This window comes from Mucilaginibacter boryungensis (assembly GCF_015221995.1).
Lineage (GTDB): Bacteria > Bacteroidota > Bacteroidia > Sphingobacteriales > Sphingobacteriaceae > Mucilaginibacter > Mucilaginibacter boryungensis.
Map to the genome: position 1 here is coordinate 119426 of NZ_JADFFM010000002.1, position 22604 is coordinate 142029.

Annotated in this window: 22 protein-coding genes; 12 read left to right on the plus strand and 10 right to left on the minus strand. The window is 43.3% G+C overall.

What is annotated here, in order from left to right:
• Positions 1–8 precede the first annotated feature (8 nt).
• Complete coding sequence (locus tag IRJ18_RS13350; protein WP_194106821.1) at positions 9–221, plus strand: hypothetical protein; 213 nt, start codon at positions 9–11, stop codon at positions 219–221.
• 115 nt (positions 222–336) lie between these two features.
• On the opposite strand, the gene IRJ18_RS13355 is transcribed toward IRJ18_RS13350, so the two are convergent.
• Together IRJ18_RS13355 and IRJ18_RS13360 are read right to left on the minus strand one after the other, a co-directional pair.
• Positions 337–2547 (minus strand): glycoside hydrolase family 3 C-terminal domain-containing protein, encoded by a 2211-nt coding sequence (locus tag IRJ18_RS13355; RefSeq protein ID WP_194106822.1) that lies wholly within the window; start codon positions 2545–2547, stop codon positions 337–339.
• A gap of 773 nt (positions 2548–3320) precedes the next feature.
• Complete coding sequence (locus IRJ18_RS13360; protein ID WP_194106823.1) at positions 3321–4169, minus strand: SDR family oxidoreductase; 849 nt, start codon at positions 4167–4169, stop codon at positions 3321–3323.
• A gap of 181 nt (positions 4170–4350) precedes the next feature.
• On the opposite strand from IRJ18_RS13360, the gene IRJ18_RS13365 reads away from it, so the two are divergent.
• From IRJ18_RS13365 to IRJ18_RS13380, 4 genes are all read left to right on the plus strand, one after another.
• The gene (locus IRJ18_RS13365) at positions 4351–4689 is read left to right on the plus strand and encodes a four-helix bundle copper-binding protein (protein ID WP_194106824.1); all 339 of its coding nucleotides are present in this window, start codon (positions 4351–4353) and stop codon (positions 4687–4689) included.
• 3 nt (positions 4690–4692) lie between these two features.
• Entirely contained in the window at positions 4693–4869 is a 177-nt protein-coding gene (locus IRJ18_RS13370; protein WP_194106825.1) for a hypothetical protein, read from the plus strand.
• Positions 4870–5013: 144 nt separating this feature from the next.
• On the plus strand, positions 5014–5280 hold the full coding sequence (locus IRJ18_RS13375) for a hypothetical protein (protein WP_194106826.1): 267 nt from the start codon (positions 5014–5016) through the stop codon (positions 5278–5280).
• Between the two features lie 14 nt (positions 5281–5294).
• Positions 5295–5594, plus strand: a complete 300-nt coding sequence (locus tag IRJ18_RS13380) for a DUF3175 domain-containing protein (protein ID WP_194106827.1) — start codon at positions 5295–5297, stop codon at positions 5592–5594.
• A gap of 12 nt (positions 5595–5606) precedes the next feature.
• On the opposite strand, the gene IRJ18_RS13385 is transcribed toward IRJ18_RS13380, so the two are convergent.
• Complete coding sequence (locus IRJ18_RS13385; RefSeq protein WP_194106828.1) at positions 5607–6083, minus strand: CinA family protein; 477 nt, start codon at positions 6081–6083, stop codon at positions 5607–5609.
• A 74-nt stretch (positions 6084–6157) separates the two neighbouring features.
• Here IRJ18_RS13385 and IRJ18_RS13390 point away from each other — a divergent pair, with 74 nt between their 5' ends.
• The 3 genes from IRJ18_RS13390 (at position 6158) to IRJ18_RS13400 (ending at position 8154) form a co-directional block, all read left to right on the plus strand.
• Entirely contained in the window at positions 6158–6652 is a 495-nt protein-coding gene (locus tag IRJ18_RS13390) for a DUF421 domain-containing protein (RefSeq protein WP_194106829.1), read from the plus strand.
• Positions 6653–6695: 43 nt separating this feature from the next.
• Positions 6696–7748: a glycoside hydrolase family 130 protein gene (locus tag IRJ18_RS13395; protein WP_194106830.1), complete on the plus strand. Its 1053-nt coding sequence runs from the start codon at positions 6696–6698 to the stop codon at positions 7746–7748.
• Between the two features lie 97 nt (positions 7749–7845).
• Positions 7846–8154, plus strand: coding sequence for a hypothetical protein (locus IRJ18_RS13400; RefSeq protein ID WP_194106831.1), 309 nt, complete (start codon positions 7846–7848; stop codon positions 8152–8154).
• On the opposite strand, the gene IRJ18_RS13405 is transcribed toward IRJ18_RS13400, so the two are convergent.
• Together IRJ18_RS13405 and IRJ18_RS13410 are read right to left on the minus strand one after the other, a co-directional pair.
• Positions 8151–9479, minus strand: a complete 1329-nt coding sequence (locus tag IRJ18_RS13405; protein WP_194106832.1) for an MFS transporter — start codon at positions 9477–9479, stop codon at positions 8151–8153. The two genes, IRJ18_RS13400 and IRJ18_RS13405, sit on opposite strands and share 4 nt — an antisense overlap.
• A gap of 82 nt (positions 9480–9561) precedes the next feature.
• Complete coding sequence (locus IRJ18_RS13410) at positions 9562–10308, minus strand: DeoR/GlpR family DNA-binding transcription regulator (protein ID WP_194106833.1); 747 nt, start codon at positions 10306–10308, stop codon at positions 9562–9564.
• 222 nt (positions 10309–10530) lie between these two features.
• On the opposite strand from IRJ18_RS13410, the gene IRJ18_RS13415 reads away from it, so the two are divergent.
• The 4 genes from IRJ18_RS13415 (at position 10531) to IRJ18_RS13430 (ending at position 17480) form a co-directional block, all read left to right on the plus strand.
• The gene (locus tag IRJ18_RS13415) at positions 10531–13650 is read left to right on the plus strand and encodes a SusC/RagA family TonB-linked outer membrane protein (protein ID WP_194106834.1); all 3120 of its coding nucleotides are present in this window, start codon (positions 10531–10533) and stop codon (positions 13648–13650) included.
• A gap of 10 nt (positions 13651–13660) precedes the next feature.
• On the plus strand, positions 13661–15292 hold the full coding sequence (locus tag IRJ18_RS13420; RefSeq protein ID WP_194106835.1) for a SusD/RagB family nutrient-binding outer membrane lipoprotein: 1632 nt from the start codon (positions 13661–13663) through the stop codon (positions 15290–15292).
• Between the two features lie 23 nt (positions 15293–15315).
• Complete coding sequence (locus IRJ18_RS13425) at positions 15316–16119, plus strand: DUF4397 domain-containing protein (protein ID WP_194106836.1); 804 nt, start codon at positions 15316–15318, stop codon at positions 16117–16119.
• 116 nt (positions 16120–16235) lie between these two features.
• Positions 16236–17480, plus strand: coding sequence for a serine hydrolase (locus IRJ18_RS13430; RefSeq protein ID WP_194106837.1), 1245 nt, complete (start codon positions 16236–16238; stop codon positions 17478–17480).
• Here IRJ18_RS13430 and IRJ18_RS13435 read toward each other — a convergent pair.
• The 5 genes from IRJ18_RS13435 to IRJ18_RS13455 form a co-directional block, all read right to left on the minus strand.
• A complete protein-coding gene (locus tag IRJ18_RS13435) occupies positions 17477–18472 on the minus strand; it encodes an alpha/beta hydrolase (RefSeq protein WP_194106838.1) in 996 nt (331 codons plus the stop codon). The genes IRJ18_RS13430 and IRJ18_RS13435 overlap by 4 nt on opposite strands.
• A gap of 152 nt (positions 18473–18624) precedes the next feature.
• Positions 18625–19848, minus strand: coding sequence for a nucleoside permease (locus IRJ18_RS13440; RefSeq protein WP_194106839.1), 1224 nt, complete (start codon positions 19846–19848; stop codon positions 18625–18627).
• A 38-nt stretch (positions 19849–19886) separates the two neighbouring features.
• Positions 19887–20309, minus strand: coding sequence for a c-type cytochrome (locus tag IRJ18_RS13445; protein ID WP_194106840.1), 423 nt, complete (start codon positions 20307–20309; stop codon positions 19887–19889).
• Between the two features lie 29 nt (positions 20310–20338).
• A complete protein-coding gene (locus IRJ18_RS13450) occupies positions 20339–21391 on the minus strand; it encodes a sugar phosphate isomerase/epimerase family protein (RefSeq protein ID WP_194106841.1) in 1053 nt (350 codons plus the stop codon).
• A gap of 10 nt (positions 21392–21401) precedes the next feature.
• Complete coding sequence (locus IRJ18_RS13455) at positions 21402–22553, minus strand: Gfo/Idh/MocA family protein (protein WP_228072856.1); 1152 nt, start codon at positions 22551–22553, stop codon at positions 21402–21404.
• Positions 22554–22604: the final 51 nt, after the last annotated feature.

The following is a 22604-nucleotide window of genomic DNA, read 5'->3' on the forward strand; positions in this document are numbered from 1 at the left end:
AAATAATTATGAAAAAGAATTTAGGTTTAATAATTGCACTTGCGGGAATACTGGTAGTATTATATTCATTGTTTTTTACACCTAACCATTCCTTTAACCCGGTTGATTCAAACAGCGGACTTGACGCTTCAGCACCGCTATTTTTTAGCGCTATTATAGTGTTTGGTGTTGGCGTGGTAATTTATGCTAACGCTGCCGCAGCTGAAAAAAGAGAGGCGTAATTTTAAAAACGATCATTCGGATATTTTTTATCCGTCCAAACCATATTTAACTAATAAAGGCGGCATTTTGCCGCCTTTATTAGTTAATAACATTTTATAGCAGGGGTATACAAGGCTATCTTATAGTAATAACCTTCGATACCACATTACCGCTGGTTACGTTTCGCTCACCCGGCTGCGAACCGCCAACTGATAATTGGATTTGTCCTGATGGCTGGCTCCATTTATCAGTTTTATCTACCAGCATTAACTGATCAGGCGTTAAAGTAAAGCTTACCATTTTCGTTTCACCGGCTTTCAGGAATATCCGTTTAAAGCCCTGTAAAGCCACTATTGGTTTGCGGATGCTCGGGTTAAGATGTTTTACATACAATTCGGCTACTTCATCACCATCCATTTTGCCGGTATTGGTAATTTTTACGCTTACGCTGATGGCTTTACCCTTAACTGCAGTTACAGGCATAGTCAGCCCTGAGTATTTAAAAGTGGTGTAACTTAAGCCGTAACCAAACGGATACAGCACATCGCCTTTAAAATATCTGTAGGTGCGGTTGCCCATAGCATAATCATGAAAATCGGGCAGATCGCTTACGCTTTTGTAGAAGGTTACCGGTAAGCGCCCGGCGGGGTTATAATCGCCAAACAATACATCGGCAATGGCGGTACCGGCGCTTTGGCCGCCATACCAGCTTTCTACAATAGCGGGCAGGTTTTCTTTTTCCCAATTAATAGAAAGGGCGCTGCCATTAAGCAATACCAACACTACTGGCTTGCCTGTTTTATAAATAGTCTTCAACAAATCTTCCTGTGGTTTTGGCAGATCAAGACTTGTCCTGTCGCCACCGGCAAAGCCTTTAGCTTGCACTTTCATCTCCTCACCTTCCAGGGTTGGTGTAAGGCCTAAAAACACTACTACCGCATCGGCCTTATCGGCGGCAGCCAGTGCAGTATTATAATTTTGGCGGATGATACTGCTATCAGTTACGGCTTTAGTAAAATCGGCCAGTTCGCAGCCCTGGCTGTAAATTATTTTGGCATCAGGCAGCTTATTTCTTAACCCTTGCAGTGGTGTAATGTTTACTGTCTTATCAGGTGTGCCGTTGTAATTTCCCCATTGCACTTTCTCGGCATCGGCATTGGGGCCAATTACGGCCAAGGTTTTAATGCTTTTACTTAAGGGTAGTATGTGGTTCTCATTCTTTAGCAATACGATAGATTTTCTTGCGGCTTCCAGCGCCAGTGTCTGGTGTTTCGTCGAGTTTACTACCGAGTATGGTATCGAAGCGTATTTTACCAGTTTATCATCATCAAACATTCCCAGTTTTAACCGGGCCATAAATAAGCGTTTAAGCGAGGTATTGATCTGCGCTTCGGTGATCAACCCGCTTTTGGCGGCGGCCACAAGTGTTAAATACGTAGGGCCGCAATCCAGATCGGTACCGGCGATTACCGATTGTGCCGAAGCTGCTTCCTTGCTTGGCGCCAATTTGTGGTAAGCATAAATATCGTATACCGCATCGCAGTCTGATACCACATAGCCGTTAAAGCCCAATTCCTTACGCAGCACTTTATCTAAAAGAAATGCATTTGCCGGGGCTGGCGTGCCATTATAAGCATTATAAGCACTCATGATGGAGAATGCCTTGCCTTTTTGCACCGTGGCTTTAAAAGCCGGCAAATAAGTATCCAGGAAATCGTACCTATCGGTAGTGGCATTAAACTGGTGGCGTTCGGGCTCGGGGCCACTGTGTACCATGTAGTGTTTTGGAGTGGCTACCAGTTTAAGATAATGCGGGTCATCGCCCTGCAGGCCCTTTACAAAGTTTACGCCCATAGTAGCGGTAAGGAAAGGATCTTCTCCATAGGTTTCCATACCGCGGCCCCAACGTGGATCGCGAAAAATATTAATATTAGGCGACCAAAACGTTAAGCCCTGGTAGCGCCCATGCTCGTTATGGCGCAAGGCCTCGTGGTACTTGGCCCGTGCCTCATCGCTGGTGACAATGCCTATTTTACTTACCAGCGGGCCATCAAAGCTTGCCGCACTGCCAATAGGCATAGGGAATACCGTGGCTAAGCCTGCCCTGCCTACGCCATGCAAACATTCGTTCCACCAATTATATTCGGGGATACCCAGGCGTGGGATAGCAGCTGCCTTGTCTATCATCTGGCTCACTTTTTCTTCAAGCGTTAAGCGACCGATCAGGTCATCGGCACGTTTTTCATAGGATAATCTGCTATCGCGAAATGGCAAGGTTTGCGCCAGTGAAACAACAACAGCAGCAGGTAACAGCAGTAGTGATAAAAGGTATTTTACAGACTTCATAAGCAGTAGGTTAACGGTATATAAAACAATATTAACAATTACAAAATCAAATACCTAAACAATTTTGCAATCGATTGTAAAATTTAGTTTATTTTTTTCGAAGGGCTTAAAATCAATATTCCTAAATGCATTTTTTGCGTGAAAAACGTACTAAAATACCGTGAAAACACGGTTGCAGGCGCGAAATTTATTCCGCTATTTTGAACTGTTTACTTAATAGTTTTCCATCAATAGTTTAGTGTGAAACAGCACGATCCCGCGAGGGGATGGTGCTGTTTCTGTTTTGTATAACGCGGGATAAAAAGTCCGCCAGAAAATACGAGTGGATTATCTGCGAAGAACAGGGAAGTCACTTTTAAACCTTCCATCTGTTTTTTGGCTAAAGCCCTTTTTTCCCTGCCTTAACCGTCCCATAAATGGGACGGCAATGAATTTTTACCTATTTTTTAATTGCAGTTGGTTGAGCCAACAGATAAGCCGCTTGTTTAAATGCTAAAGCCGTTTGCTTGCCTCAAACCGCCCCATAAATTTACGGCAATGAATTTTACTTTTATTGCCGTTGACTCCAGCTAAGGGATAAGCATTTTTTTGAGGGTAAAACTTTTTTGCTTTGCCTTATACTGCCCCATAATTGACGGCAATGAATTTTACCTATTTTTAATTGCCGTTGGCTTCAGCCAACGGATAAGCCAAATTATAGGATGGCTTTAGCCTCAAATTTATACCCTGCTGGGGGTAAAGCGATTCCCTTGGCGAGAGAAGCCTTAAGCCGGTTAGCCGTTTACCACCTCTCCCCCGTTAATATGAATTACCTGCCCGGTAATGAATGAAGCATCATCTGATGCCAGGAATACATAAGCGGGCCCCAATTCTGAAGGTTGCCCCGCGCGTTTCATAGCCGTCTCAGATCCGAATGATTTAATTTTCTCTTCATCAAAAGTCGATACAATGAGCGGCGTCCAAACCGGGCCAGGCGCAATAGCATTTACGCGTATTTTTTTATCCACTAAATTAGTAGCCAGCGACCGGGTGAATGAGGTAATGGCACCTTTGGTAGATGAGTAATCTATTAAATTAGGTGATGAGCGATAGGCCGTAACCGAGGTGGTATTAATAATGCAGTCGCCCTCGTGCAGGTATTCCAATGCCTCTGTAGCAAAATGGAAGTAAGCATAAATATTAGTTCGGAAAGTATCATCCAGTTGTTTTTCGTCAATCGCTTTCGGATTTTTTTGCGGCACTTGCATCCCCGCGTTGTTTACCAATATGTTCAATTTGCCTAATTTTTTCACGGTTTGTTGCACGGCTTTTTTGCAAAAGGCGGCGCTTTTTACATCACCCTTTATCAGCAAGCATTGGCGGCCTTCGGCTTCAATCAATTGCCGGGTTTCTTCCGCGTCGCTATCTTCATTAAAATAAACAATAGCCACGTCGGCGCCTTCTTTAGCAAAATGTATGCAGGCCGCGCGTCCTATACCACTATCGCCGCCTGTCACCAGGGCAACTTTATCCTGTAGCTTTCCTGCTGCCTTGTAGTTTGCTTTTATAAACTCGGGGCGCGGGTTCATTTCGGCTTCAATACCGGGTTGTTGATTTTGTTTTTTAGGAACTCCTGTTTTCATATTTCAGTAGGCTTAATTAAAGTTGATTGGATAACTTACTTGCATATCCTATCCGTTTAATAAAAGATAAACGCCGGGGCTCGGATTGAGTTTTAACTATTGATTAAAAATAAAAACTTAACTGAAATACGAATTGTTAACCTTTTACCGTCACCAATTTTTAATTAAAAGGAACCACATTATGGAACAATATACAGGGCTAATACAAACATTAACAAATTGTGCTTCGGCTTGCGAGGCTTGCGCAGCAGCATGTTTAAAGGAAGATAATATAATGCACATGCGCGATTGCATAAGATTTGACCGCGACTGCGCCGACATATGTACGCAGGCGGTGAAATTGCTGCACCGCGAATCGACCATTGCCAAACAGTATTTGTTGCTGTGCGAAGAAATTTGCCGGCTATGTGCAGAGGAATGTGGCAAACATCAGCATGACCACTGCCAGCGCTGTGCCGCTGCCTGTCGCGAATGCGCTGAAATATGCCATCAAAATCACGAAGAAATATTACAAGCTTAAATTATGAAAACTACAGATCAGCCTATCGGCACGCGTAAGGACGAGCCGAAAATGCAGGGCAAAACAAATAATCAGCAAAAAGGATCGGTTACCCCTGTCAATAATAACGACGAATCGGGGACATCACCAGGTAAGGATAGTTCCAATAAAGGAAAGGGGCCAAAAGGCGAGAATTTGTAAGGGTACACACTTTATCAATCAGCCGGTTTTCACGAATCACCATCCGGCGCATCCCCTGTTTAATTCAGCCTTTTTTCGTTAAAATTCGTTGAAATTGATCGGGACATGCTATTTTCGTGCAAATTCGTGTAAATAATATTTAAAATGAAAAATAAGACCATCCTTTTTGCCATAGCTATCACATCAATAGTAACTTTCGCGTCATGCTCCGGCGACCATGCGGCAAGACCTGGTGTAGATAGTGCGGGCAATAATATTGCTACCAATCCTTACAGGGATACGTTTGCAAATACCAATACTTATGGCGATGCTATTAATGCTGACAATAGCGGATCGGGTGGTGTTAAAATTGTTAAACCACATGCATCTGCGCAGGTTACAGCTACAGCTGATACCGCAAAGAAAATGTAATAAAGCATTCTGTTATGAAAGCAAGGACTAAAAAGCAACCGCATAGATGGTCCGCAAAGGTTACAGAACATAGCAATGCTATGGATTTGGACAAGGACGTTTTCAAATCAAAAGATCCGGATAAAATAGCACGGTCGCTGAAACACTCGGCCGAGGAAAGCAATCGCCGCAAAGCCTCACCTTTTCAAAGCGCTATGTCTATGCTTAATTTTTACGAGAACCGGGCAGGCAAAAACCTCACCAAAAGCCAGCGTGCCCCGCTTGAAAAAGCAAAAAATAAACTGCGGAAATTATTTGGCAGACCAGAAAAATAGACCGGCTATCAATTAGGATAGCTGGTCTATCAATTCCTGCGCAATACGGTCTATTGTTTGCAGGATGACCTCTTCGGCTGTACCTTTAAAAACCTGCCGAATAGCTACGTGCTTTTCCTTTATAAGCAGATGAATAAACATGGTACCTACCGGTTTTTCTTCACTTTCGCTACCACCGGGCATAGGTAAGCCTGTAATGGCCACTTGTATATCAGCCTTCATAAAATGCCGTAAACGGTTGGCTAATTCAGCCGTAACTTCTGCCGATTCAGGTGTATACTTTTCCACCAGTTCAGGCGGTACACCTAATACATCCTGTTTAATACAGGCATCATAGCACACAATTCCGCCCTTCAGTATTTCACCGCAATCTGGTATGATAGCCAATTCGGCGCAGAACCTGCCTGCGGTGGCACTTTCGGCTGTGGCCAGTGTCAGTTTTTTTTGTTTTAACAGATTACTGCATTTAATTAATATAGGCGATGGCATATTTGGTTAATTGATTTGTACATCCTAAACAAATTAGAAATGGTGCGGTTTTATAAATACTACCAGTTTAACCTATGGAAATACTTATCAAAATATTTGGCGAAGGGAAAGACCTGAATACCTTGCAAATGAGTTGCAGGGGGATAGTCATATTTTTTATTGCGTTGGTACTTATCCGCGTCTCGGGTCGGCGGTCGTTTGGGTTGCGCACACCGCTGGATAATATTATCGGCATTTTATTGGGCGCTATATTAAGCCGGGCTGTAGCAGGCGCGTCTCCATTTATACCCGTAATAGTTACCTGTTTTATTACAGTATTGCTGCACAGGCTATTTGGCTGGATGATTGTAAAAAGTAAAACATTTGCCAGCATTGTAGAAGGTAATAAAATATTACTTTTTGAAAATGGCAGGTTTATTAAAGAGAACCAGGAAAGGGCTTTGGTTTGCGAGGAAGATATTATGCAGGGCATCCGCAAATCGGCATTGACAGACGACCTGAATAATATTGACAAGGTATACATGGAACGCAATGGGGACATCAGTTCGCTAAAAAAGGAAAAGTCCTGACTATCTTTTCAAACCAAATAAAATATTGGGGGTTTAGTTGAATATGAAAGATATTGCCCGTCGTTTTCCCGAAAATCCATTATTGTCTCCGGCACACCTGGCACCAAGTGCCGCGGGGCTACATATTGCTTGTTTATTGAATCCCGGCGTTTTTCAGTTTGATGGCAAAACATGGTTGTTGGTACGCGTTGCCGAGCGGCCCCAGCAAAACGAGATCGTAGTTTCTTTCCCTGTGCTGACAGAAACCGGCGAAACCGAGATTATGGAAATAGCGCTGGATGATGCCGACCTGATTGCTACCGATGCCCGGGTTGTGCGTTATAAGGGTGTTGATTACCTGACCACGCTATCGCATTTACGCCTGCTTTGCAGCGATGACGGCGTTAAATTTTACGAACCCGACGGCTATAAAAAGCTATTTGGCAAGGGCGCGTTACAAACCTTTGGCATTGAGGATTGCCGCGTAACACAAATGGGCGATACTTACTATCTTACTTTCACGGCGGTATCAGCCAGCGGTGTGGGGGTAGGCATGAAAACAACTACCGATTGGAAAACTTTTAAAGACCACGGCATGATATTGCCGCCGCATAATAAAGACTGCGCCATTTTTGAGGAAAAGATAAACGGCCTTTACTACATGCTGCACCGCCCAAGCAGTGTAGACTTAGGCGGCAACTATATCTGGCTGGCTGAATCGCCGGATGGCGAACATTGGGGAAACCATAAATGCATTATTAAAACCCGTGCCGATAATTGGGATAATGCCCGCGTTGGCGCCGGCTGCGCCCCCATTAAAACCGAAAAAGGCTGGCTGGAAATTTACCATGGCGCCAGTTACGAGCACCGCTATTGCCTGGGCGCTTTCCTGTTAGACCTTAACGAGCCCTGGAAGGTACTTGCCCGCAGCCATGACCCAATAATGATACCAACCGCGGATTATGAGTTGACCGGTTTTTTTGGTCATGTAGTATTCACCAACGGCCATATTGTTAACGGTGATGAACTGACCATTTACTATGGGGCCGCCGACGAACATGTTTGCGGTGCCAAGTTCTCCATCAAAGAAATTTTGAACAGCCTGGTAGTATCATAGCTATTTTTCCGCATGCTATTTTACTTTTGCCTTGGTATTTATTTAACCTGTGAGCAATTTATTTCAAACAAAATTAAATCGGTGGGGTTTATATAATATGAAAAGCAATCAGAACACCATATTCCCTATTAAATTTAACTATGTAGGAACGGATTTTGAAACTAAAGTATTAAAGCATACCTACCGGCAACAGTTACTGTATAAAATAATTATTCCATCGGCGGTATCGGAAGTGCAGCAATGCTGGCTGGCTACAAATAAGGATGCCGAATGGAAGTTAATTATTGGAGCTATTGATAAAGCATTAATGCAACATATTATTACTGCTATAAAAAAGCAGGAACAAATATTGACCATATACGGAAGTGGCATTAAAACAGGCGAACAAAAGCTAAGGTCGGCCTAAACTGCAACAGTCGGTTTAGTTCTTGCCGATCTGTTTTCTGACACCAGTAACACAATCAGCATTAATAAGCCAATAGCAAAAAAGCCATCCAGCGCCAGGGCCGAATTACGCATTTTATGTGTCAGGTCTTCAACATAAGCAAAGCAGAATAGCCCCACTACTATAGATATTTTCTCGGTGACATCGTAAAAACTAAAATACGATGCCGTGTCGGGGATATTTTGCGGCAAATACTTGGAATATGTAGAACGCGATAACGATTGCACCCCTCCCATTACTATCCCTACGCCAAATGCGGCAAAATAAAACTGGGTTTCGGTAGTAATAAAATATACCAGGCAACATAAAATTGTCCATATGCTCACCAGGCAAATCAGTGTACGTACGTTACCATATTTTTCAGATGCTTTGGAAGTGATATAAGCCCCAATAATAGCCACTACCTGTATAATAAGGATAATAGAGATCAGATCATCATCGGGCATATGCAGTTCCTTAGCGGCAAAACTGGCGGCTACCAGCATAATGGTTTGCACACCTACCGAGTAAAAGAAAAAAGCCGAGAGAAATCTCTTTAATAAAGGCATCTGTTTTATTTTACCAAACACCTTTGCCAATTCCTTAAACCCGCCTGTAAGCACATTATATTTATGCGAACCCGCATTGGGCGTACCCTTAGGCAATATAATAAAGGGAATAATGGCAAAGCCTATCCACCAGAAAAACACAATTAAAAAGCCAATGCGCTCGGGCAGGCCATTATCATCGTTTATGCCAAACCATCCGGGTTTCAAAACCGGGATAAAGCAAATAACCTGTACTACAATACTACCCAAAAAGCCATAAATAAAACCCTTGGCGCTTACCGCGTCCTGCTGATCTACCGAGGCTATTTGCGGCAGGTAAGAATTATAAAACACAAAACCGCCGCAATAACCAATAGAGGCCAACCCGAAACAGATCATCGGCAATTCCAATGGGCTGCTGGGTTTAAAAAAGAACAATCCGGCGCAAGCCAAACTCCCCATCCAGGTAAATAATTGCAGATATAGTTTTTTGTTGCCCCTGTAATCGGCAATGGAAGTTAGTATGGGTAATATGGCTACTACTATTAAATAGGATAACCCTAAAATGTAAGTTTCAAGCACTGTATTCACATATTTGTGCCCAAAAAAACTAACCATATTACCATTTTTGGCGTTAGTAGTAACTGCTACATAATAGGCCGGGAATATGGTAGAGGTAATTACCATATTGTAGGATTGGTTGGCCCAATCGAACATACACCACGCCCAGATAGTTTTTTTATTGTTTTTTGCTTCCATTTCGGCACTAAAATACACTTTGCGCAACAAGTTACATGCGCACGGCTGTAAGATTTACGCTATGTGCCAATAATTGGCAACGTTAATAAAGTTGCAAACGCTGTTTCCGGTAAGCCTGCAATATATTATCGGCAGGGTCAAGATCGGTTATCAGGCTGTTGATTTGCTGTAGTTCGCATACACGCATACGCTGCACCGAATTTAGCTTTTCGGCTATGCACATAATCACCAGGCGTTTTGATGCCTTTATCATGGCCTTTTTCACCTGTACAATATCCATGTCCGAGTCTGTTACCCCTTCATTACATGATATGCCGTTGGTACCCAGGAAACAGATATCAAATTTCACTTCGTTCAGGTAACTCACCACCTGGCTACCCCCACATACCTGCGAGTCTTTAGAAAGTTCGCCGCCTATCAGCACAACTTTTATCAGGGGGTGGTCTGCCAATTGCAATGCCACCGGCGGACTAATAGTATATATAGTTACCGATAATTCTTTTGGCAGCATGGTTACCATTTCTATTATAGTAGTGCCGCCACCGGTTAATACCACCATGCCTTCTTTTATCAGGTTGATAGCTTTGCGTGCAATCCCTTTTTTAGCATCGGCAGCATAAATATCATTACGCTGGAACGGATAATGATACGAGCGGGATAAAGCCCCTCCGTGTACTTTAACAATTTGGCCCGAATCATCTAATTCATTTAAATCGCGGCGGATAGTATCTTCCGAAACATTTAGTTCGATAGCCAAATCGGATGACAACACTTTATTATGCAGGTTTACTTGCTTGATAATGTGCGAATGACGTTCTTTTTTAAGCATAATAAAGTGTACTTTTTACAAAATGATAAAGTTGCGTTTTTTTGCAAGGTTTAAAAATAAAATTAGCTATTTCATGCAAAAATTAAAATTTATTTTACATATCTTTATTAGCTGCTTGGCAACATTGCGTTTTTTTGCATGATTTGGCATAAAAATGCTGTTACAGGCAAAAACGTATAATAAAATAATAACCAAACTAATTACTAATCAAACAATTCACGTATGAAAAAAAGTTTACTCTTTTTTTTCCTGGGACTATGTTGCTGGACCATGCAAACCTATGCACAATCCATATCCATAACAGGAAAAGTAACCTCTGCTGAAGATGGCTTCCCTTTACCCGGGGTAACGGTTAAAGTAAAAAACGGTACAGCCGCTGTTTCAACCAATACAGATGGCGTTTACCACATTAATGCCAATGCCGGCCAGGTATTGGTTTTCACATTTGTGGGCATGGTTAAACAGGAAATTACTGTAGGCAGCAACACCACCATTAACGTTAAAATGGCGACTGATGCCGGCAACATTAATGAGGTTGTGGTAACCGCCTATGGTATTAACCGTGATAAGGCAAGCTTAGGTTATGCCGCGCAAACAGTTAAAGGCGATGATGTATCACAAACCCAACGCGAGGACTTTTTTGGTGGTCTGCAAGGCCGTGTGGCCGGTTTATCAATTAATAGTACCAGCGGTAACCCAGGCGCATCTGCACAGATAGTGTTAAGGGGTTTTACCTCTATCAGCGGTGATAACAACGCCCTGATAGTAGTTGACGGTGTGCCTATTAATAATACTACGCTAAACCAAACCTTCGCGTTAGTAAGCCAGGGCGCCAACCGCGACCAGGACTATTCAAACCGTGGTATGGATATTAACCCTGCAGATATTGAGACCTATACTATTATGAAGGGCCCTGAAGCAACGGCGCTTTATGGTAGCGCAGGTGCTGGTGGTGCTATATTAATAACCACTAAAAAAGGCAAAGCCGGCACAGGTACTGTTAACTACAGCACTTCTTATCGTTTGGAAAAACTGGTTAAATCGCCTGAAAGACAGACAGAATATAACCTGGGTGATGCAGGCGGTGTTTTCCTTGGTACTACATCAAACTTTTTTGGCCCTAAATTTTTACCAGGAACGCCAATATTTGATAACTATAAAAACTTCTTTCAAACTGGTAAGGCAATGAAACAAAATGTTGCTTTAGAAGGTGGTACCGATAAACTGACCTACCGTTGGTCGAACGAATACAGCGATAACCAGGGCGTTATCCCTACTACCGATTACAGGAGGTTTTCTACCCGTTTAACAGGTAGCGCGGTAATATCGCCGTTGCTTAAAGTTACCACCACCATGAACTATATTAACTCTTCAAACACCAAGGGTTATAAAGGTGCCAATGGTATATTAATGGGCCTGTTACGCTTTAGCCCGGCATTCGATATCAGGCAGTACCAGGATGCAAACGGTAATCGTATTACTCACTTCTCTTCTATCTACAACGAGTATGATAACCCGCTTTGGAGTGTTAACAAAGACCCGCAGGTAGATAAAGTTGATCGTTTTATTAGCAATGTAAACTTTAATATTACACCTAACAAATGGCTGTCTATTAACGCTATAGTTGGCGCAGATATTACCAATACCGTTGGTTCAAACGTATATAATGGTCAATCATACAAAGGTTCAGGTAGCTCTACTGCACCAACAGGTGGTTATATCTTAACCTACCAGGATCTTTCTAAACTATACAACGGATCATTAGTAGCTACAGCCAGATCTAAAATGGGTTCGTTTACCGGAACTTATATTTTAGGTGCTACTATTGATTATTTTAACGGTACAACTAACTCACAGTCTGGTACCAAGTTTTACGATCCTAACTTCTACAGTATTAACAATACTTTGCCTTTAACACGCCAGGCCGCCATTAACGTAAACCGTTATGACGACGAAGGCTTCTTCGCCCAGGCTATATTTGGTTACAAAAGCATACTGTATTTCACTTTAACAGGCCGTGTTGACGGGGTTTCTAAATTAATGCCAAGCATTAACGCCGCTACAGGTTTAAAAGCCGACGGCCATCCATTCTTCGGTTACCCATCAGCTTCTATGGCCTTCAACTTTACCGATCTTGAATCTGTAAAAAATGCCTTACCATTTTTAGATTATGGTAAATACCGTATATCATACGCTTTAACCGGTAAGGGCCCTTTCAGGCAATATGCATTGGGTAGCAACTATGTAGGTACCAATACTACCGGTGGTGGTTACGCCTTATCTGTGAACGGCGGTAACCCCGATTTGAAACCTGAAACTACCAGGAACTTTGAAACCGGTATCGAGATGCAGTTTTTACATAACCGCCTGGGTATCGATTTTAACTACTATAACCTTGAAAGTATACACCAGATCATCTTCCCGCGCTTAAGCTATGGTAGTGGTTTCATTTTGAAACTATTGAATGGTGGCGAGGTAAGAAACAGGGGTATTGAGGTTGTGCTAAGTGGTACTCCGGTAAAAACATCTAAGTTTAACTGGGATATAAAATTAAACTACACCCAAAACAGGGGTACTGTAATTTCCCTGGCTGAAGAACTTCCAGAACTATATGATTCCGACTCGCAAATTGTTGGCTTATTAAGGAGTGCCGCTACTCCTGGTGCCAGTACAGGAACCGTAACCGGTGTGAGATACGACAGAAACAAATATGGCCAGGTGGTTATCAGCCCTTCAAGCGGTTTACCAATTGTTTCTGATCTTACCTACTACCCTATTGGCGATAGGACCCCTAAATTCACTTTGGGTATTGTTAACCAGTTCAGATATGGAAGGTTCAACTTCTCAATGCTTTGGGATCTGCGCTATGGTGGCGATGTGGTAAATCAAACCGAGTTTGAAGCTTATACTAAGGGTATCAGTATTAAAACTCTTGATCGTGAAACACCACGCGTTATTACCGGGGTACTTAACGATGGTTTACAAAATACCGACCACCCTACTCCTAACAACATTGCAATTACACCTTATTCAAATTCGGGCTATTATACAAACCCTGCACCAGAGGTGTTTGTTGAGCACAATATCAAGGCTTTCAGGTTACGCGATGCTACCCTGGGTTATGATTTCCCGCCATCAGCTTTAGCTAAAACCGGGTTCATTAAAACTTTAGGTGTATTCTTCACTGTAACTGATGCTATTCTGATCACTAACTACACCGGTCTTGACCCTGAAAGCAATTCGCTTACTGCCGGTTCGGGTGGTATTGGTGGTTACGGAATTGATTATGGCAACATTGGTAAACCTATTGGTTTTAACTTAGGTTTAAGAGTAAAATTATAATAACAAGACAATGAGAAAAGTATATATCACCTTAATGGCCATAATGGTATTCATTATTGCCCCGGGTTGTAAAAAATACCTGGATATAAACAGTAATCCGGTAACCCCGCAGATTGTAAAAGCCGAATTGCTTTTGCCGCCAATTGAATTCCAGATGCATGATGATATTTGGCAGGACCAAAGGACCACGATTTCTAAAATGACACAAAATTTTGCTGGGGTAAGTACTGCTGCTGCAGCGCTCACATGGGAACAACACGGTTATGTTTCCAATAGCGATGCCGGCGGTGTGGCCTGGCGTATGTGTTATTTTGACATGGGCCTGAACCTTGAAAACCTGATCAATGATGCTGTTGCTAATCAAAAAAACGAGTACGCTGGTATAGGTTATGCAATTAAAGCATGGACCTACCAAATAACTACCGACCAATATGGCCCTATTATTTTAGATGACGCTTTTAAAAACAATCAACTTTCATTTAAATTCCAAGACCAGCCCGAGGTTTATCCTAAGGTTAGAGAATGGTGCGCCCTTGCCCTTAAGTATATGAATACCCCCAGCCCTATTAGCTATGCGGCAACATTGGCTGGGCCAAGCGGCGATGGCATATACCAAGGCAACATGACTAAATGGAAAAAATTTGTATATGCAGTTTTGGCAACCCAATATGGCCACTTGGTTAACAAAGCCGAGTTTAAAACCAAATATGCTGACAGTGTTATTAAGTATGTAGATCTGTCGTTTGCCAACGAAACAGAAGATCCTACCGTATTCTTCCAGGCTTCAGGAACAACTGATGTTAACCTGGCTGGCCCAACCAACGCGGGAAGCTCAACATCAGGGGTGTTAAACACCTCTACCTACTATTGCAGGCAAACAACCGCAATTTTAGGCTTATTAACCGGCGGTGTTAGAGGCACCCCAACACCAAGCCCAACCACTTCTTTAGACCCGCGTTTAAGCAGGTATTTAACTCCTGGCACATCTACCAGTGGCACAGGTAACCCAACCGGCACAACTTATATCGCGGTTACACCAACTAAGGGTAGCACTACTACAAACGTCCCTAATGTATTAGGCACCTTACCTACGGGTTCAACTCTATTTAACGGTCGTTACATTTTTACCGACCGCGCACGTTGGCCTATCATGACTTATGCTCAAATGCAGTTTATCAAATCGGAAGCAGCGTTTATTAAAGGAGACGCGGCTACTGCTTATACTGCCTATATCAATGGTATAAAAGCTTCAATGGACTTTTACAACCAATATGGCCGTACCCAAAGTATACCTGACCCTGCAATTGCCACTACTGAGGTAAACGCCTATCTGGCATCAAGTGAGGTTGCGCAAAATGCTGCCTCGCTTACTATTGCTGATATTATGCAGCAGAAATACATTGCACAATGGGGTTGGGGCAGCATTGAAACCTGGTGCGATTTGCGGAAATATCATTACAGCCCGGCTGTATTCCGTACCTATTATCAGCTTGCGTCCAGCGATTTACAGTTCGGCAGGTATGCTTACCGTTGCAGGCCACGCTATAATTCCGAATTCGTTTGGAACCTTGCTGAGTTAACCAAATTTGGTGGCAACTTAGTAACTTATGGCACTCAGGAACTTTGGTTTAGCCAACCGTAATTTTAACCATTTAAAGAAAAGAAATGAAAAAGATATTTTTAATACCATTTTGCGCGCTGGCAGCCCTGTTAATAGTAGCGAGCTGCAAAAAAGGCGTGACTGATTATGGCGATGAAGTAAAACTAACTGGCGATGAAGCTGTATTGAGGATAAACTACGTATCGCAATATGCTAATAACCGGGCAATAGTTATTAAAGTTAACGATCAGGCCATAAGCCAGCCCATTACCGCCCGTACCCCTTTCCCGGGTGGCGGCTATAATACAGGCGGCGGTAACACAGCCGATTTTTTAGCTGTAACTGCAGGTACAGTAAAAGTATCTATCGTGCAGCCTAAAAAGATATACGACGGTACAGACTCATTGGTACTATTTACCGGTACTTTTCAGTTAGAACCGCAGAAAAACTATGTGGTTCATATTTCTGATACCCTGGCTAATACCAAAGCGCTACTAACTACCGAAAACCTAACCAGGCCCGATACTGCTACCTGCCGTATGCACCTTGTTAACCTGATGCCAAACGTACCTGCAATTGATTTGTATTATGGCACAGCAACCACTACCGACCAAAGTTCAGATTCGTTATTGGTAAGCAACGTAGCATTTATGCAAAATAGCGCCGATTTCCTGATACCAAAAACAGCTACTAATAAAACGTTTAAAGTACGTGCAACAGGTGCGGCAAAAACTTCGACTACGGTATTGGCCAGTTATTCTTCAACCAGTGTACCGGCTAACCAAAGGGTTTTCACTGCTTTTGCCAGCGGGTATAGTGGTAAAACCAATACTCAAAAACCTTACATTTCGTTCTTCCTTGTCAAGTGACGACGCTATGTATAGTTAAGCAGAATTATATGTGAACGATTTAAATCTGCATTAAAACAAGAGGCCCCCGCTTAAAACCGGGGGCTTTCTTATACTTTTAAACTACAATTGCTGTTATGAAAAACTTCTGTATCCTGCTTTTATCTATGCTATCGTTAAACACTATGGCCCAGCAAACCGACACTGTTTTCCTTAAAAACTTATTGGAATCGCATCCTGAATTATTCGCAGGCATATTGAAACACCCCGTGCATAACGAGGTGCAGATACTATATACGCAGATAGATAGGGATGAGCATAATATCCCGCATTTTACATCATACAGCTACCGCTTAAACCCCAACCGTTACTTCTACCCTGCCAGTACGGTGAAACTGCCCACGCTAATATTCGCACTGGAGAAAATGCATGAATTGAATGTTAAAGGGCTTACACGGGAATCTGCCATGATCACGGATAGCATCTACCGCGGGCAAACCTGCGTAACTAAAGATACCAGCGCTAAAAACGGTTTGCCAAGCATCGGCAATTATGGTAAAAAGATATTACTGGTAAGCGACAACGATGCTTATAACCGCCTGTATGAATTTGTGGGACGTGAAGAGATCAACAAAAAACTACAGAAATATGGATTAAAGGACACCCGGATAGTAGGCCGCCTGGCCATTGGCGATGGGGACGACCGTGCGCGGCATACCAACCCTATCCGCTTTTATAACGGGAATAAGCTGATATACACCAAACCTGAACAAGTGGATAACAACAACTATCCGGTTAATGTAGAGAACCTGTTACAAGGCAAAGGTTATTTAGACCGGAACGATAAGCTGGTGATGAAACCGTTTGACTTTACCGATAAAAACGTTTATCCTTTAGCTGATCAGCAAGCCGTGCTGAAACGCCTGATGTTCCCCGAGGCCTTCCCTAAAGAAGAGCGCTTTAACTTAACAGACGATGATTATAAGTTCATTTATAAGTATATGAGCATGTATCCTACCGAAAGTGAACATCCTACTTATCATCGGCCTGAATACTACCCTGCCTATTGCAAGTTCTTGTTTTATGGCAGCGATAGCAGCGCTGTAATTAACCCCGATATCAGAATCTTTAATAAGATAGGCGATTCGTATGGTTACGATATTGATAATGCTTACATCGTCAACTTCAAAACCAAAACCGAATTCCTGCTGTCGGCGGTGGTGCAATCAAACGAGGACGGGATCTATAACGATAATAAGTACGAATACACTACCGTGTGCCTGCCGTTTATGAAAAACATTGCACAGGTGCTTTACCAATACGAATTAAACCGCTCAAAAAAGCAACTACCTAAATTAAGCCGGTATAAAGCTAAATATTAAGGCTTGTTTTTAAACACTTTATCCAAGAATGTCACCGTATAATTCAGTGCAGGCGTAAACCACGGGTCGAACAAAATAAATGGGTGCGGCGCACCGGCAAAGGTATGTACCTCATGGTAAATATGCAGCGAATCTAATTTGTGATTATAATCATCGCGCCCCGCATGCATGCGCGCTACCCCGCTATTCAGAAATAAAGTTGGCGGAGTATTTTTATCTACGTGGTTCAAACCGGCGGCTTGCTGCCACAGATCCGGCCGTTGATTTTTTGTAAAGCCAAACCAATAAGTAGCCGCTGAAACTTTTTTGCTGTCGTCACCCTCGCCCGATTCAGGATGGATGAAAGCCAGTGTACCATCCACATCAACGATAGCCTGAACTTTATCCGAATACTTATCATATACCCCATTGCCGGGGAACAGCGGGCTGCCGCCTGTCGTCCCAACCAATACGGCTAACTGCCCTCCTGCCGAGAAACCCCAGGTGGCTATCTTACTTTGATCGATATGATATTTTTTAGCGTTGACGCGCAGCCATTTTATAGCTGTTTTAAGATCATTCACCGCCGCCGGGTATAAAGCCTCGGTTGATAAGCGATAATCGGCTGTAGCGACGATATAACCCTTTGCAGCCAGCGACATGGCCATCGGTACATGCATGCTCCGATTCCCTGACCGCCAGCCCCCGCCAAATATCATCAGCACAGCAGGCAGCTTACCTTTATAATATTTAGGTGAAAACACATCCAGCTGCAGTTGGCGCCCGTTTACCGTGCAATAAGTAACGTTGTGAATGGCATTTACGCTATCACCCAAACTAAGCTGATGGATAGCAGCCTCCGGGTTTGATTTCTTCACACTTTTATAAGCGCTGTAAAAACTGAACGAAGTATCAGGAATATTGGTGATACTATGAATTTGCTGACCGAAAGCTTGCACACCTGCAAACGCAAAAAGCCCTAAAAGGGCTTTTTTAAGTATGGTATTGTTCATTATCATAAGCAAATTTACCAAAATGTCATTTCGTACGAGGGTACAAGGAGAACTATTCTCTTGACCGAAGGGAAAAAATCTTATACGTAAATAAATGTCTGCGCGATAAGATTTCTCCCGCTAATCGAAATGACATCGGGAGAAATTGATTGCTACTCCGCTTTCACTGTCTCACCGTTCCTAAACAGCGCGGCAAACAACAGCATTACAACCGCGGCAATACCTGCTGGTATCAGCCATATCATGCGCCAATCGTGCCCGGCCGACGAATTGTAAGCATCAGATATTAATCCGGCAACGTAAAAACCAATAAGCATACCTACACCGTAGGTTGCCAAAGTAATTAAACCCTGGGCCGCGCTTTTGTATTGCGGGCCCGCTTTCGAGTCGGTATATATTTGCCCTGCAACAAAGAAGAAGTCGTAGCATACACCATGCAGCGCAATACCTACAATCAGCATAAAAGCTAAATCGCCACCGTTTCCGTAGGCAAACAGGGCATAGCGTAGTGCCCAACCCAGCATACCTACTAAAATGGTTTTCTTAATGCCAAATTTCTTGAAAAACAAAGGAAGGCAAAGTATAAATGCGGCTTCAGAAAACTGGCCGATAGTCATTTTAAGCAACGGCTTCTCAATTTTCAGGTCAACCAGGTAATTACTGGCATTTGAATAATAAAAAGCTAATGGGATACAAATAAGTATAGATGCGATAAAGAACACTAAAAAATTCCTGTCCTTTAGTAATTTCAAGGCATCTAACCCTAACATCTGGGAAATACTTACTTTTTGGCCCTTTATTTTAGGTGGCGTAGCAGGTAATGTAAAGCTAAACAAACCCAACACTAACGATGAAATACTGGCCATAAGAAAAGTATTTTTCAATAAGCCCTGTTGTACCGATTGCGGAGAATCCCAATGCAACAAATAACTAATGGCAGCACCGGCAACTATCCAGCCTATAGTACCCCATACGCGTATAGCCGGGAAATTCTTCTCGGGATCCTGCATTTGATTGAATGATACTGAATTAACCAGCGCAAGGGTTGGCATGTAAAGTATCATATAACCCAAAACATAAGGATAAAACGCCCCAACACTTGTAGCGTTGTACATTTGATACATTAGCACAGCGCCAACAATGTGCAGCACAGCCAGTATTCTCTCGGCATTAAAATACTTATCGGCAATTAACCCAATAATGAAGGGGGCAATAATGGCTCCCCACGATTGGGTAGAAAAAACAGACCCGGTTTCAACACCTGTTGCACGCAGGTTTTGGGCTAAAAAAGGCCCTAATGAAACAAACCACGCGCCCCAGATAAAAAACTCCAGGAACATCATGATGGATAATTTGATCTTAATTGTGCTTCTCATGGTTTATAGTTTTAGGTTTATAATTGGTTTTTGGTTTCTTATTTATGCGATAAGATAAACTTCACCATTTCTTTAGCGTCGTCTTTTGATATACTAGGGTGTGGTGTCATAGCTACTTCACCCCAGTTACCGCTGCCGCCTTTTATTACTTTATCAGCCAGTTTATCTACATCGGCATCGGTATATTTTGCAGCAATATCTTTAAATGATGGCCCTACCAACTTCACATCAGCTTTGTGGCAAGTATTACAGTCTGATGATGCCATAAGCGTTTCGCCTTTTGATGCACCGGTAGCTTCAGTTCCATTTTTGGAACCCGGGGTATCGGTAGCTGCGCTTGAGTTTTGGGCTACCGCATCCTGCTTGGTTGCACTAGTATCGCCATTGTTATTACTTGTTGAATTTGAGCTGCAGGCAGCAAGAACTAAAGCTAACGCTAAAAATAGAATAGATGTTTTCATTATTGTTTATCAGTATTTGTGTGTTAATGTTATATGCCTAATGTTTTTTTGTTCAACGCATCGTCCGCGCCCGATGCTGCGAAGTCATCAAACGCCCTTTCAGTTACCCGGATAATATGGTCTTTAATAAATTGCGCGCCTTCTCTTGCCCCGTCTTCGGGATGTTTAAGGGCACACTCCCATTCCAGTACCGCCCAGCCTTTATAATCGTATTGTGCCATCTTACTAAAGATAGACTTAAAATCAACCTGCCCATCGCCCAGCGAGCGGAAACGGCCTGCTCGGTCGATCCAGTTTTGATAGCCCCCGTAAACGCCTTGCCTGCCTGTTGGGTTAAACTCGGCATCTTTTACATGGAACATTTTAATACGTTCGTGATACAGATCAATATATTCCAGGTAATCCAGGCATTGCAATATAAAATGCGACGGATCGTATAGCAAACAAGCACGCTTGTGATTATTCACCTTATCAAGAAACATCTCGTAGGTGATGCCATCGTGCAGGTCCTCGCCGGCATGTATCTCGTAGCACAGGTCAATGCCATGCTCGTCGTAAATATCCAGTATGGGTTTCCAGCGCTTGGCCAGTTCGGTAAAGCAGGTTTCTACAATACCTGCCGGCCTTTGGGGCCATGGGTAAAGCATTGGCCAAAGCAATGCCCCGCTAAAGGTTACGCTGGCGTTCAATCCCAGGTTTTGCGATGCTTTTGCAGCGTACTTCAACTGCTGCACGGCCCATTCCTGCCGGGCTTTAGGGTTGCCATGATATTTCTTAGGGGCAAAACCATCAAAAAGGTCGTCGTACACCGGGTTGACAGCCACCAGCTGACCCTGTAAATGTGTAGATAGTTCGGTGATCTCCAACCCAGCTGCGTTTACCCTGCCTTTAATTTCATCGGCGTAGGTCTTACTTTCAGCAGCTTTTTGCAGGTCGATAAAACGGGCATCGATTGTTGGCAATTGCACGCCTTTAAAGCCTAAACCCGCAGCCCAGCCGCAGATACCTTCTAAAGTATTGAACGGTGCACTATCGCCTATAAACTGCGCGATGAATATTGCCGGTCCTTTTACTGTTGTCATTATATCTCAATTATACGGTAAAATCCAACCATTTTTGCTCGGACTTACCCGAAGCAATTACATTTTCTATAAAGGCCATGCCCCGCACACCTTCCTCAATCCCCGGGTAATCCAGCGATTCAGGCTTCGGTTGCTTGCCTTCCAAATCTGCTTCCACACACTCGGCAAAGTTGCGGTACAGGTTAGCAAATGCTTCCAGGTACCCCTCGGGGTGACCCGGCGGCGTGCGCGTATTGTGCTGCGCATAGCTACTTAAATAGCCTGCGCCGGTGCGCCATATTTCTGCCGGTTTATCCAGCCATTTTATTTGCAGTGTATTGGCGTCGCTTTGCTGCCATTCCAAACCGCCTTTTTCGCCGTATACCCTTATCTTCACATTATTCTCTTCGCCCGCGGCAATTTGGGTGGCCGTAAGTACACCGCTGGCATTGCCGCTTAGTTTTAGCAGCACTGCGCCATCATCATCAAGTTTACGACCATCGACAACTATATTAATATCAGCGCAAATTTTAGTGACCTGCAACCCGCTTACATATTCCAACAGGTTAAAAACATGGGTACCAATATCGCCCATGGCACCGGCTATGCCACTTTGCTTAGGGTCGGTACGCCAGCTGGCCTGTTTGTTGCCGGTGGCCTCGGTAAATTCGCTTAACCAGCCCTGCGGATATTCCACATACACTTTTCTTACCTTTCCCAACTTCCCTGAAGCTACAAATTGCCTGGCTTCCTTCACCATTGGGTAACCCGTATAAGTATGTGTGAGGCAGAAAAGTTTCCCGCTTGATTCCACAACTTTTTGTAATTCTTTCGCTTCAGCCAGCGAGAAAGTCATGGGTTTATCCAGCACTACATGAAAACCATTTTCCAAAGCCAGTTTAGTTGGCGCAAAATGCACATGGTTAGGCGTCACGATACTGATCACCTGCACGCGTTCGCTTTCAGGCAGTTGTTTTTCTTTCTCAATCAGTTCCTGGTACGATGCGTAAACCCGGCTGGCATCCAGTCCAAGCACTACACCGCTGGCTTTTGATTTCTCCGCATCGCTGCTAAAAGCGCCGCAAACCAGTTCGTATTTATCATCAATACGGGCAGCTATGCGGTGTACGGCGCCAATAAATGCCCCGCTCCCGCCGCCTATCATACCCAATCGTAGTTTCATTTTGTGTTTTTTTTTTATAATTGTGTCATTTCGAACGACAGAGAGAAATCT

Excerpts from the sequence above, each read along its gene's own strand:
- IRJ18_RS13370 (WP_194106825.1), top strand. The coding sequence starts at position 4,693 with ATGAAAACTACAGATCAGCCTATCGGCACGCGTAAGGACGAGCCGAAA.
- IRJ18_RS13455 (WP_228072856.1), bottom strand. The coding sequence starts at position 22,553 with ATGAAACTACGATTGGGTATGATAGGCGGCGGGAGCGGGGCATTTATT.
- IRJ18_RS13445 (WP_194106840.1), bottom strand. The coding sequence starts at position 20,309 with ATGAAAACATCTATTCTATTTTTAGCGTTAGCTTTAGTTCTTGCTGCC.
- IRJ18_RS13360 (WP_194106823.1), bottom strand. The coding sequence starts at position 4,169 with ATGAAAACAGGAGTTCCTAAAAAACAAAATCAACAACCCGGTATTGAA.
- IRJ18_RS13395 (WP_194106830.1), top strand. The coding sequence starts at position 6,696 with ATGAAAGATATTGCCCGTCGTTTTCCCGAAAATCCATTATTGTCTCCG.
- IRJ18_RS13405 (WP_194106832.1), bottom strand. The coding sequence starts at position 9,479 with ATGGAAGCAAAAAACAATAAAAAAACTATCTGGGCGTGGTGTATGTTC.
- IRJ18_RS13375 (WP_194106826.1), top strand. The coding sequence starts at position 5,014 with ATGAAAAATAAGACCATCCTTTTTGCCATAGCTATCACATCAATAGTA.
- IRJ18_RS13410 (WP_194106833.1), bottom strand. The coding sequence starts at position 10,308 with ATGCTTAAAAAAGAACGTCATTCGCACATTATCAAGCAAGTAAACCTG.
- IRJ18_RS13380 (WP_194106827.1), top strand. The coding sequence starts at position 5,295 with ATGAAAGCAAGGACTAAAAAGCAACCGCATAGATGGTCCGCAAAGGTT.
- IRJ18_RS13450 (WP_194106841.1), bottom strand. The coding sequence starts at position 21,391 with ATGACAACAGTAAAAGGACCGGCAATATTCATCGCGCAGTTTATAGGC.
- IRJ18_RS13355 (WP_194106822.1), bottom strand. The coding sequence starts at position 2,547 with ATGAAGTCTGTAAAATACCTTTTATCACTACTGCTGTTACCTGCTGCT.
- IRJ18_RS13350 (WP_194106821.1), top strand. The coding sequence starts at position 9 with ATGAAAAAGAATTTAGGTTTAATAATTGCACTTGCGGGAATACTGGTA.
- IRJ18_RS13400 (WP_194106831.1), top strand. The coding sequence starts at position 7,846 with ATGAAAAGCAATCAGAACACCATATTCCCTATTAAATTTAACTATGTA.
- IRJ18_RS13365 (WP_194106824.1), top strand. The coding sequence starts at position 4,351 with ATGGAACAATATACAGGGCTAATACAAACATTAACAAATTGTGCTTCG.
- IRJ18_RS13420 (WP_194106835.1), top strand. The coding sequence starts at position 13,661 with ATGAGAAAAGTATATATCACCTTAATGGCCATAATGGTATTCATTATT.
- IRJ18_RS13430 (WP_194106837.1), top strand. The coding sequence starts at position 16,236 with ATGAAAAACTTCTGTATCCTGCTTTTATCTATGCTATCGTTAAACACT.
- IRJ18_RS13440 (WP_194106839.1), bottom strand. The coding sequence starts at position 19,848 with ATGAGAAGCACAATTAAGATCAAATTATCCATCATGATGTTCCTGGAG.
- IRJ18_RS13425 (WP_194106836.1), top strand. The coding sequence starts at position 15,316 with ATGAAAAAGATATTTTTAATACCATTTTGCGCGCTGGCAGCCCTGTTA.
- IRJ18_RS13390 (WP_194106829.1), top strand. The coding sequence starts at position 6,158 with ATGGAAATACTTATCAAAATATTTGGCGAAGGGAAAGACCTGAATACC.
- IRJ18_RS13435 (WP_194106838.1), bottom strand. The coding sequence starts at position 18,472 with ATGAACAATACCATACTTAAAAAAGCCCTTTTAGGGCTTTTTGCGTTT.
- IRJ18_RS13415 (WP_194106834.1), top strand. The coding sequence starts at position 10,531 with ATGAAAAAAAGTTTACTCTTTTTTTTCCTGGGACTATGTTGCTGGACC.
- IRJ18_RS13385 (WP_194106828.1), bottom strand. The coding sequence starts at position 6,083 with ATGCCATCGCCTATATTAATTAAATGCAGTAATCTGTTAAAACAAAAA.